The organism is Pedobacter sp. T50_32, assembly GCF_057652195.1.
The window spans coordinates 212,931-224,664 of the sequence record NZ_JBYFBY010000001.1; the positions used below are offsets into that span (position 1 = coordinate 212,931).

At 37.1% G+C, this 11,734-nt stretch carries 10 protein-coding genes; 8 read left to right on the forward strand and 2 right to left on the reverse strand.

Features of this window, described 5'->3' with window-relative positions:
• Nucleotides 1-60: 60 nt before the first annotated feature.
• A complete protein-coding gene (locus AC23ME_RS00915) occupies nucleotides 61-1,467 on the reverse strand; it encodes an MBL fold metallo-hydrolase RNA specificity domain-containing protein (RefSeq protein WP_487725871.1) in 1,407 nt (468 codons plus the stop codon).
• Between the two features lie 265 nt (nucleotides 1,468-1,732).
• Between AC23ME_RS00915 and AC23ME_RS00920 the strand changes: the two genes are divergently transcribed.
• From AC23ME_RS00920 to AC23ME_RS00935, 4 genes are all read left to right on the forward strand, one after another.
• Nucleotides 1,733-2,110: a BlaI/MecI/CopY family transcriptional regulator gene (locus tag AC23ME_RS00920; RefSeq protein ID WP_308851230.1), complete on the forward strand. Its 378-nt coding sequence runs from the start codon at nucleotides 1,733-1,735 to the stop codon at nucleotides 2,108-2,110.
• A 146-nt stretch (nucleotides 2,111-2,256) separates the two neighbouring features.
• Entirely contained in the window at nucleotides 2,257-4,059 is a 1,803-nt protein-coding gene (locus AC23ME_RS00925; protein ID WP_487725872.1) for a TonB family protein, read from the forward strand.
• 5 nt (nucleotides 4,060-4,064) lie between these two features.
• Nucleotides 4,065-4,481, forward strand: coding sequence for an energy transducer TonB (locus AC23ME_RS00930; protein ID WP_487725873.1), 417 nt, complete (start codon nucleotides 4,065-4,067; stop codon nucleotides 4,479-4,481).
• Between the two features lie 89 nt (nucleotides 4,482-4,570).
• Nucleotides 4,571-5,716 carry a TonB family protein gene (locus tag AC23ME_RS00935; RefSeq protein ID WP_487725874.1) on the forward strand — a complete coding sequence of 382 codons (1,146 nt, stop codon included), beginning with the start codon at nucleotides 4,571-4,573 and terminating at the stop codon, nucleotides 5,714-5,716.
• Nucleotides 5,717-5,838: 122 nt separating this feature from the next.
• On the opposite strand, the gene typA is transcribed toward AC23ME_RS00935, so the two are convergent.
• Nucleotides 5,839-7,647 (reverse strand): translational GTPase TypA, encoded by a 1,809-nt coding sequence (gene typA, locus AC23ME_RS00940; protein ID WP_487725875.1) that lies wholly within the window; start codon nucleotides 7,645-7,647, stop codon nucleotides 5,839-5,841.
• A gap of 223 nt (nucleotides 7,648-7,870) precedes the next feature.
• On the opposite strand from typA, the gene xerA reads away from it, so the two are divergent.
• From xerA to AC23ME_RS00960, 4 genes are all read left to right on the forward strand, one after another.
• The gene (xerA, locus tag AC23ME_RS00945) at nucleotides 7,871-8,923 is read left to right on the forward strand and encodes a site-specific tyrosine recombinase/integron integrase (protein ID WP_487725876.1); all 1,053 of its coding nucleotides are present in this window, start codon (nucleotides 7,871-7,873) and stop codon (nucleotides 8,921-8,923) included.
• Between the two features lie 108 nt (nucleotides 8,924-9,031).
• Entirely contained in the window at nucleotides 9,032-9,874 is an 843-nt protein-coding gene (locus AC23ME_RS00950; protein ID WP_487725877.1) for a TonB family protein, read from the forward strand.
• A gap of 181 nt (nucleotides 9,875-10,055) precedes the next feature.
• Nucleotides 10,056-10,784, forward strand: a complete 729-nt coding sequence (locus AC23ME_RS00955) for a DUF4184 family protein (RefSeq protein WP_487725878.1) — start codon at nucleotides 10,056-10,058, stop codon at nucleotides 10,782-10,784.
• Between the two features lie 154 nt (nucleotides 10,785-10,938).
• On the forward strand, nucleotides 10,939-11,697 hold the full coding sequence (locus AC23ME_RS00960; RefSeq protein WP_487725879.1) for a hypothetical protein: 759 nt from the start codon (nucleotides 10,939-10,941) through the stop codon (nucleotides 11,695-11,697).
• Nucleotides 11,698-11,734 lie beyond the last annotated feature (37 nt).

Genomic DNA, 11,734 nt, shown 5'->3' on the forward strand with positions numbered 1-11,734 from the left:
GAAATCGGTTAAATCGATCACATCTTGAGGCTAGCCTAAGCGACATACTCAATCGTAATTCTAAAATCCTAAATCAAAAGACTGATGTCTATCAGGAATTTCTACATTCTTAAAACCTGCAGCCTGTAATTTCTCTTTAAAAATTAACTGTACTTCATATTCGCCGTGCACCAAAAACACTTTCTTTACCTTACTCGCATCCTGACAAGAAAGAAACTGCAACAAATCGTTATAATCTCCATGCGCACTCATAGATTGAATGCTCTGCACTTCTGCGTGTACAGTAAATCGGTCTCCGAAGATGCCTACTTCCTGAGCACCCGCTTTTAACCTCCCGCCTAGAGAATTCGGTTCGCAATAGCCAACCAACAATATTGTATGTTTAGCATCGCCAATGCAATTTTTAATATGATGTTTCACCCGTCCGGCTTCTGCCATACCCGATGCAGAGATAATAATGCAAGGCTCTGGGTTTGCATTTAGTGCAATCGAATCTTCCGCGGTTTCTACGTAGTGTAAACGTTCAAAATCAAAAGGATTGTCATCAATTTTCATGATATCCAAAACTTCATCATTAAAACCCTCTGCATGATTTTCTACAATCGCCGTAGCCTTAGCCGAAAGTGGGCTATCTACATAAACATGAACTTTAGGCAAGCGACCTTCTAAATCTAAGTTGTTAAGCACATAGAGGATTTCCTGCGTTCTGCCCACACTAAATGCCGGGATGATTACTTTACCCTTTTTCTCTACGCAAGTTCGCACCACAACATCTAACAAAGCCTGTGCTGTTGGTTGCGCATCCTTATGGAGTTTATCACCATAGGTAGATTCCAGTAGTATATAATCAGCTTGCGGAAACGACGCTGGTGGTCTCAATAACAAATCACCATACTGACCTACATCGCCACTAAAGCTTAAGCGAGTTGTTTTGCCATTTTCTGTAATGGATAAATGGACAGATGCGCTACCAATAATATGACCAGCATCGAAAAACTGCAAAGTAACATCGTTGGTAATTGATACCTCTTTTTGATAGGGCACCACCTCGAAAAAAGACATTGCTTTTAGCACATCATCTTCTTCGTACAAAGCTTCCTCTAATGGCAAACCACGCTTTGCAAGCTTTTTGTTTTTGTACCGTAAATCTCCAGCCTGAATTTTCGCAGAGTCTAGCAACAAAATCTTTGCTAGTTCTTTCGTAGCCGAAGTTCCGTAGATCTTTCCCTTAAAACCTTGAGCTACCAGACGTGGAATTAGGCCACTGTGATCTATATGCGCATGTGAAAGTACCAAGATATCTACTTCAGCAGCGTTAAATCCGAAATTTTCGTTTAAAGCTTCTATCTCCTGCCCCATTCCCTGGAACATTCCACAGTCTAGCAAAATTCGAGTTCCATTAGCTAACGTAAGTAAGTGTTTACTGCCAGTTACATTTCTAGCAGCACCGTGAAAGGCTATTTTCATTTATAGATTATTTATTCAATAATAAGAAAATTGTTTTATTGTTCTATTGCTAAATTGATTGAGAGACTGAATACAGAACTCCTAAATTAACACTTTACCCTTCATTCGTTATGTGTTCAAAAGTCTAGGCTTGCCGACTTCTAGATCAAACAAAGAAATAAATTGCTAAAAATTTTGAAAACTAAAATATTAGTTATAAATTAGTATTAGATATCTAATTAGTAATCGGCGCATTGCAAGGCGCTGTTTTCAAAATAACACAAAAATGGAAATTAAAGATTTAACAAAAGCAGAAGAACAGTTAATGCAAATTCTATGGCAATTAGAAAGCGCTTTTGTAAAGGAAGTGATTGATGAGTTGCCAGAGCCTAAGCCAGCCTACAACACCGTTTCTACCATTATCAGAATATTGGAAGTTAAAGGTTTTATTGGGCACGAAGCTTTTGGGAAGGCACACAAGTACCACCCATTAATTTCGAAGGAAGAATATAAAAGACATGCTACCGAGAAGCTGTTAGGTGGTTATTTCGAAAATTCTGTAGAAAGTATGTTTTCATTCTTTGTAAAAGAAGAAAAACTCGACTTAAGCGATGTTGATGAGATTTTGAAAATGATTAACAAATTTAAAAACAAACCGAAATGAGTTGGTCGCATTATTTATTGCAGGTAAATATCTATTTAATAGTTTTTTACGCCTTCTACAGGCTTTTACTTGCCAAAGAAACTTATTTTGTTCTTAACAGGATATATTTAATTTGTTCGGGTATATTTTCGCTTACCATTCCTTTTATGCAATTTGATTGGTTTAGCAAACGAGAAATTAGTAAGCAAATTTATGTTCAGGTAGAACAATTGAACCAGTTTGTAGTGCAAGATACTACGGTAAAAGCAATAGCCCCACAATTTAGTTGGGGAGGTTTAATCGTAGCCGTGTACCTAATAGGTGTCGCTTTCTTTTTAATTCGCTTTGCGATAAAATTATTAGCCGTACGACAAATGTTTAAAGGCATAAGAAGCGGATTGGCATTTTCATTTTGGAACAAAAAAGTAGTGAGCCAAAACCTGCCCGAGGCAGCTACAGTAAACCATCACGAAGACATCCATATTAAACAACTGCACACTGCCGATGTAATTTTTTTCGAGCTCTTAGGAATTATTACTTGGTTCAATCCCATCATCTATTTGTACAAAGAAACGGTAAAAAACATCCACGAATATTTGGCAGACGAGGCTGCGGCTAAGTTTCAGGGTGATAAAGAACTGTATTCTATGTTGCTCCTTAACCAAGCTTTCGGCGTAAACGCAAATACTTTAACAAACGGTTTTTTAAAGAAATCGATGATTAAAAAGCGGATTTTTATGCTGTACAAAGAAAGATCTCGTAAAACTGCCATTCTTAAATATGGCATATTTGTTCCCCTTTTTGCCGCAGCTTTACTCCTATCTTCCGCAACCATTAAAAAGAATAACCAGCTTTTAGTGGCGTCAGAAAAAATCCAAATAGCAGAAGTAAAAGCAGCCGTTGCAGAAGTATTGGATATTTCTACAGAGGTAGTTCCCGAAGCTGCTATTGAAACTAAAGTAAAGTTCCCAGAACCTAAAACCAAAAAGGACGACGGTTTGGAAAAATTCTATAGTTTCTTAGGAAAGAACATCAAGTATCCGTCGACAGCATCTAGCAACCATGTGCAAGGGAACTTGATAGTCAACTTTTCAGTAAAAAATGGCAAGCCAGAAAATATTGTAATTGAACCAAAAATGGGTTACGGCGCCGACGAAGAAGTGATAATAGCCTTATCAAAATATGAGGGCAAGGTACTGAACGATGGCAAATACAGTATGCGAATTGAGTACAGACTTAACGGCGCTAACACCGCAGTGATTAACGACGACGCTACTGTGAAAAAAGGCTATAAGAATTTAAATACCATTAAGATAATTGGCTATGCCCCTAAACTAAAAAGTACAGAAGATGATGACAATACCATTTACAGCTTTGTAACCCTAGAAAACCCGCCGACTTACCCAGGCGGAATGGAAAGTTTCTACAAGTTTTTGGGTGCCAACATTAAATATCCAGCCCTTGCTGCAGAAAATAATATCCAAGGAAACGTATTTGTCTCCTTTACCGTAGAAAAAGACGGATCTCTAAATGATATCAAGATAGATAAGAAATTAGGTTACGGCACCGATGAAGAAGCGGTAAGGGTTTTACAGCTGAGTAGACGCTGGAATCCAGGAATGATTGGCGGCAGGACGGTGAGAGTAAAGTACAACCTTCCTATCAAGTTTGCACTGAATAATATCCCAAAAAATCCAAAAACTTACAGAATGGTTCCTAGTGAACGAATGAATACTGAAAGCTTCTTTGCTAAACGATTGGAATTTGAAGGCGAAAAAGCGCCACTTCTTATTCTTAACGGGAAAGAGTATGACGGAAAAATAGCCGAACTAGACCCTAAAAAAATTGAATCTATCTCGGTATTGAAAGATGCTAGCGCCACAGCACTCTATGGACTAAAAGCATTAAATGGCGCAGTAATAATTACCACAAAAGCAGATAAACCATTAATATCACAACCAAAAAATTAAAGAAAATGAAAAAAATCGCACTCATTACATTAGTTACGTTACTAGGTTTTAGCGCAAGTAAAGCTCAAACACCTGCTAAAGCAGACGACAAGGTGTATTCTTTTGTTGCTATGGAGAACCCTCCTAAATTTCCTGGCGGTATAGCAGAATTTTATAAATTCTTGGGAGAGAATATCAATTATCCAGAGGCAGCCAAGCAGAATAAAATTCAAGGAAATGTATTCATTTCATTTGTAGTAGAAAAAGATGGCAGTATTTCTAACGTAAGAGTAGATAGAGGACTAGGCTACGGAACAGACGAAGAAGCTGTAAGGGTTTTAAATCTTAGTCCGAATTGGATAGCTGGCACACAAAACAGAAAAGAAGTGAGGGTGAAATACAACATCCCTATCAAGTTTAGCCTAAATAAACAAACGCATTAAGCTCCAAAAATCCGCAACTAACACCTGCGGATTTTTTTATGGAATGGTGCTGCTAATAACATCATTCTCTTAAAAAACTAATGATGCTTTTGAGGAACCACAAAATATCTCTACTTATCCTCGCAATTTTATTTATTGGAATAAGCGCTATTGGTCAACTTCCCAAACATTATGGGCGTAGATTAGAAAAGACCTATCCGATAGATTTGCAACGGCATTTATTTAACAGCATAAAATACCCCCATAAAGCTGAACATTCTTACACCCAAGGAAATACCGTTGCATATTTTAAAGTTTACAACCGCAAAATCACCTTACTTTCTGTTGCGCCAAAACTCACTGTCGATTTTAAAAACGAAATCATCAAAGCCTTTAAAAATTTCGAAACCAACGATTTGAAAAATGGATTTTATGGTTTACCGATTAATTTTAGGATCGCTAATGTGGTCACAAAAATTCATAACGCAGAAATTGAAGTTCATCAAAGTTATATCGATTTACCTTACTTAGAAATTTTATTAGGTATTCCAAGCTGTGATCCAGGTGCACCCCATCTCTATTGCGATCCAAATACTTTACACGCTCCCTATAAATTACAAACCCCTCCGGTTTATCCAAATGACAATTACAGAGGCTTTATAAAGTTTCTCAAAGCCAACGTTAACTATCCAAAAGCGGCAATTGAAAACCAAGTACAGGGAAATGTGTATGTCTCTTTCGTAATAGAAAAAGACGGCAGTTTAAATGAAGTAAAAATTGAAAGAAGTTTAGGCTATGGTACCGATGAAGAGGCGCTCAGGGTTTTGAAACTAAGTCAAAAATGGAAGCCTGGGTATGAAAATGGCAAACCAGTAAGAACAATCTATCGAACCCACATCTCGTTTCAGCCAGATCGCCCTTTTAAAAACCCAAAACTAATAAAGATCTATCAGCTAAAGCAATTAAAATATCCACCCCAATATCCGGGAGGGAAAGAAAGGTTAATGGAGTTTATTAAAACCAATATCAATTACTCAAATTTAACCAACAGACAAATTAAAGGTATAGTAGTAATTAGTGCTGTGATAGAAATGGATGGTAGTTTGAGTCAATTAAAAGCGATTGATAACCTAGGTTATGGCACAAAAAAGGAAGCTTTGCGGGTGGTATCAAAACTTAAGCGTTGGAACCCTGGAATGGAAAACGGAATACCTACAAGAACACAGATAGCAATTCCAGTAAAATTCAATCCTTAAAAAAACAAAAGCCCTTCCGACAAAAATATCGAAAGGGCTTTGTAATTCTCCTGTGTCTCGGACAACTAAAGTTAAATAATTAATTTCAATTTTCCGAATTTACTATGCTAGCATACAACCAATTACGATTGGAAGATCTTGCCTTTTATTTTACGCTCGTTCTCAGTTAAGAAGATTTTACGTAAACGGATGCTTGCAGGCGTAACCTCAATATATTCATCAGCTTGGATATATTCCATACATTCTTCTAACGAGAATTTAATTGCTGGTGCAATACGAGTGTTATCATCTGTACCAGAAGCACGCATGTTAGTTAATGCTTTTCCTTTAACAATGTTAATCACCAAATCGTTATCACGGATGTGCTCACCTAAAATCTGTCCTTCATAAATATCTACACCTGGATCTACAAAGAAACGACCTCTATCTTGTAATTTATCAATAGAATAAGCGGTAGTTGTACCTTTATCCATAGAAATCAATACACCATTTAAACGACCAGGAATTGCACCTTTCCAAGGCTCGTAAGCTTTGAAACGGTGTGCCATAATTGCCTCACCAGCAGTAGCAGTTAATACGTTGTTACGTAAACCAATAATACCACGAGAAGGAATTTCGAATTCCAAGTGTTGTAAATCGCCTTTTGGCTCCATAATTAACAACTCACCTTTACGTTGAGTTACCAATTCGATTACTTTACCAGCTACATCTCCAGGTACGTCTACAATTAAAGTCTCAACTGGCTCATGTTTTTTACCGTCAATTTCTTTAACAATTACCTGCGGCTGACCCACTTGCAATTCGTAACCTTCACGGCGCATAGTCTCGATCAATACTGATAAGTGAAGAATACCACGGCCATAAACCAACCATGAATCTGCACCTTGAGTCTCCACAACTTTTAATGCCAAGTTTTTCTCCATTTCCTTCATCAAACGATCTTTGATACGTTGAGAAGTAACTAATTTACCTTCTTTACCAAAGAAAGGCGAATTATTAATGGTGAACAACATGTTCATTGTTGGCTCATCAATGCTAATTACTGGTAATTGTTCTGGTGCCTCAAAATCAGCGATAGTATCACCAATATCAAAACCATCAATACCAACAACAGCACAAATATCTCCAGATTTAACTTCAGTAGTTCTTACTTTACCTAAACCTTCAAAAGTATATAATTCTTTTACTCTAGACTTAACCAATTTACCGTCACGTTTAATCAAAGTAACAGGTTGGTTTTCTTTAATCGTACCTCTGTGTACACGTCCAATAGCAATACGACCTACGAAAGAAGAATAATCTAACGAAGTAATTTGCATTTGCAACGTACCATCGTTAATTGGCGCAGCAGGAATATGCTCTACAATTGCATCTAACAATGGGAAAAAGTTATCAGTTGGTTTAGTGTAATCAGTGCTCATCCAACCATTTTTAGACGAACCGTAAATTACAGGGAAATCTAACTGCTCTTCTGTAGCTTCTAAGTTAAAGAACAACTCAAAAATTTGTTCATAAACTTCTTCAGGGCGACAGTTTTCTTTATCAACCTTGTTTACAACAACAATTGGTTTTAAGCCTAATGCCAAAGCCTTTTGCGTTACGAAACGCGTTTGAGGCATCGCACCTTCAAAAGCATCACATAACAAAAGTACACCATCAGCCATTTTCAATACACGCTCTACCTCACCACCAAAATCGGCGTGACCAGGAGTATCAATAATGTTGATTTTAACATCTTTATATTTTACCGACACGTTTTTAGACACGATGGTAATACCACGCTCACGCTCTAAATCGTTGTTATCAAGAATTAAATCTCCAGTTTGCTCGTTGTCACGAAAAATAGAACAGGCATGTAAAATTTTGTCTACCGTAGTGGTTTTACCATGGTCTACGTGGGCTATAATAGCTATGTTTCTTATCTTTTGCATATAATGCGATTGTATTTAAGGGCGCAAAGGTAGTAAAAAAACCTTAAAACCGAAATAAAAACGACCAGCAAAATGTGTTAAGTTTTTGTAAATCAATTGCATTGCTAATTGGTTGTTGTAGCCCCGCTATCCGTTTTATCCCGAAAAAAAATCGGGATGCCCACTGCTATCGGGTTTATTACACAAAATTCTTCCTAACTTGGGGTAAAACATCTACCTAACCATGTACAAAGCCGAACTTATTACACATAAGGGCCAAAACCGCATTGCGGTTTATTTTGATAACAAACCAGAGCTTATTTTACGTTTTAAAAAGCTGGCGGGCGCAAAATGGAGTGCCAGCCTTAAGGTTTGGCACTTGCCAGCAAGCCCAGCAAACCTTCAGAAGTTTAAAATTAAAACAACCAACAGTAACGTGGCTAGCCTAGCCGCAGATACGAGGATAAAACTTGAACAGTTTACACTTTACCTCAATACAAAAAGATATAGCCAAAACACCATTAAGACCTATAGCGAAGCGCTGTTAACCTTCCTAAATTTTTATAAACATAAAGAAGTAGCGGCAATAACAAGCAACGATATCGATAATTTCAATAACGATTATATACTCCAAAAGAAACTAAGCGCTTCCTACCAAAACCAAATCGTTAACGCCATCAAATTATTTTTTGCTCAAGTTGAGCAAACCAAAATAGATATCAGCGTTATACAGCGGCCCAAAAAATACAATGCACTGCCAAAAGTATTGGCAATTGAAGAAGTAGCAGCCATAATCAACGCTTTAACCAACAGTAAACATAAGTGCATGATTAGCTTAATTTATGCTGCAGGTCTTAGACGCAGCGAACTACTAAACTTAAAGCTTACAGATATAGACAGTAAAAGGATGCAAATTTTAATTAAAAATGCCAAAGGCAGAAAAGACCGAAATTTACCCTTAAGCAATACCGCTCTAGTACTATTGCGCAATTATTATAAAGATTACAAGCCCAAAACGTATTTATTTGAGGGCCTAAACCATGGCAGATACAGCGAGAGAAGCTTGGCGCTAGTACTAAAAAAGGCCTGTGCCATAGCGGGAATAAAAAAAGCGGTAAACCTGCATATGCTGCGACATAGCTATGCCACGCACCTGCTCGAAGCTGGCACCGACCTACGCTACATACAAGCTCTGCTTGGCCACAAGAGTAGCAGGACTACCGAAATCTACACGCATGTTAGTCAAAAATCTCTGCAAAAGATAGTTAGCCCGTTAGATAAATTAGGAATAAAATGATAGTGGGCAAATTTTATTCAAAAACTTCCTCCTATATTTATAAAACCGGAGGCTTGAGGAAGTTTTTCGAGAAAAAGATTCCGGTATAAATAAGTTGTGCGTAATGCTATGAGAACGACAGTAATCATATTGACAATTTTACTCTTGACAAGTATTTCAGGACGACTTTCCGCTTGTTCTTGTATTGGACAAAGGACAGTTCAAGAAGAAGTAAAGCATGCAGACGCAGTTATCGTTGGGACAATTGTAAATAAAGATATTATTACACTTACCGACTCGACACTATTACAAATGTTCCCGAATGACACGACAATGAAGAACTCACCAATGGCAAAAAGGACAATTGCTCGTTACGGACTTCTTGTATCAGATATTTACAAAGGAAAAATTACAGCCGACACAATAACAATTTACACAGGAATTGGTGGCGGTGACTGCGGAATTAGATTTCAAATAGGTGAAAAGTATATCGTTTACGGAGAAAGTAACACTTACTTCGGGCAGGTTAACAACGACTTCAAATTTCCAAAACAGAAAAATGCATTTTGGACTTATAGTTGTTTAAGGACAATGTCATATTACCAAGACGAGATTACAGAAATTGAAAAATATGCCAAAAGAAAACATATTGACAAAGACGAAGTAATTTTTGCAGACCCAGACATTCCGCCAACATTCAAAGACGGTGGTGATATTGGACTGAAAAAAGTTATCCGAGAAAATTTACGTTACCCAAAGACAGGCGAATGTGTGACAGGAAAAGTTTATGTAGGATTTACGGTTGACACGCTTGGCAACGTAAAAGACATTGAAATTAAAAGAGGTATTACGACTTCAACAGACGAAGAAGCAATAAGAGTTGTAAAATTGTTGACCTTTGTTCCGGGAACAAGATTTGGACAACCCATTGAAATGAAAATGGTTTTACCAATCAGTTTTACAATTGAATAAAAGGACGACAGATGACAATAAGAAAAAAAGCACATACGCACAACATCGGCTTGCCAAAAGCGGGGCTGACGTGCATAATTGAACAGTTGTGCTTCTAATGCCCCGCCTTCGGCAAGCCCAGGACCGTTACCACCAATTATAAAAGACGACACCGTAAAAATAAACAAACAGACAAAAAGAAATGCCATTTACATTTTCACACCCAGCAATAGTTTTACCGTTGACATTTTTTCCTCGACAATGGTTCTCATTGACTGGACTTGTAATCGGCAGTTTGACACCAGACTTTGAATACTTTTTAAGAATGAGAATTAAAAGCAATTACAGCCATACAATTGACGGACTTTTTTGGTTCGACTTACCGTTAGGACTTTTGCTTGCATTCATTTTTCACAACATTGTTCGGGACAGTTTATTCGACAATCTGCCGACAATTTTAAAGCCAAGATTTTTCGCATTTAAACAGTTTGATTGGAACGAACACTTTAAAAGAAACTGGTTTGTAGTGACAATTTCAATTCTAATCGGTGCAGCTTCTCACATATTTTGGGACAGCTTCACTCACGACGACGGCTATTTCGTACAGACAATTCCAGCACTACAAAACTTGGTTGACTTTTTAGGCAGACAAATTCCAATCTTGAAAATATTGCAACATTCTTCGACTTTGCTCGGTGGACTTGTAATTGCTTTTGCCATTTATAAACTGCCGAAAAACAAGACCAAAAAAGAAAATATAAATTTGAAATATTGGGTAATTATAGCAGGACTTACTTTGACAATTATTTCAATAAGACTTTTAAGCGGACTTGAATTGAAACAATACGGAAACGTAATTGTGACAGCAATTTCGGCAGTACTAATTTCATTAACATTGACACCGTGGCTAACAAGGACGAAAGTAAAATAACTGGTGGTAACAGGCGTTTGGCTCAATGGCGAGTGACGTGGTTAATTGAACATTCTACCTCGGATCCACTTTTGTGGTTAAATGAAAGTTTTGAGCTCCGAAATCCGCCACTGCGCCAAGCGCCGAAACGTTAGTGGCTATTTTTAAGACGACCGTGAAACATAAGATTTATATATTAGCAATTACAGCAGGATTTTTAAGTTGTAACAATCAACCTAATCAAGTTGAAAAGACTGCTATTGCTAATACAGCCACTAAGACTACAAAGATTGACAACTCACAATATTATACACAACAAGACACCATTTTCATCACAACAGAAATTGGTGATACTTTGAGGTTTGCCAAATCAGACTTCAACAAAATTGTGGACGAACATTCTGAATTATTTCAAGAGTTTTCACAACACCCCGACAAGCTTTATTATCGTTTTGTAAATAGTGTAGACTTTGGAAGCGAACAGGGACAAGATGTTTATTATGTCTTATATGCGCACTTCTTAAAACAAAAAAACGGTATCGCAAAATATGCTCAAAAAAGAAAGAACCTTATCGAAATTTATTCAAGAATAAACTCTTTATTTGGACATTTTCAATATGGTGGAACATATTTCGGACACCAACGAATGAGGATTTTAGGATATGCTGAATACTCAATTTACCTTTTTCCTAAGGAGAGAAATGAACTTGAAAAAACTTACAATATAACTAAGCAAAAAGAGCTTTATATAAAGTCTTTAAGACAACTAATAGAAGACGAAAGTAAAATTGATTTTGAAACATTAGGACGAGAGAAAATTAAGCGAACAAAAAAACTAAATGAAATTGTTGATGAACTTGATAACTTAATCACGGACAATTTTTATTTGAGACGAACTCAGGAATTTCATTATAGCAACTACGAATATTATTGATTAAAAAACAGCCACTAACACGGGTTTTGCGTCAGGC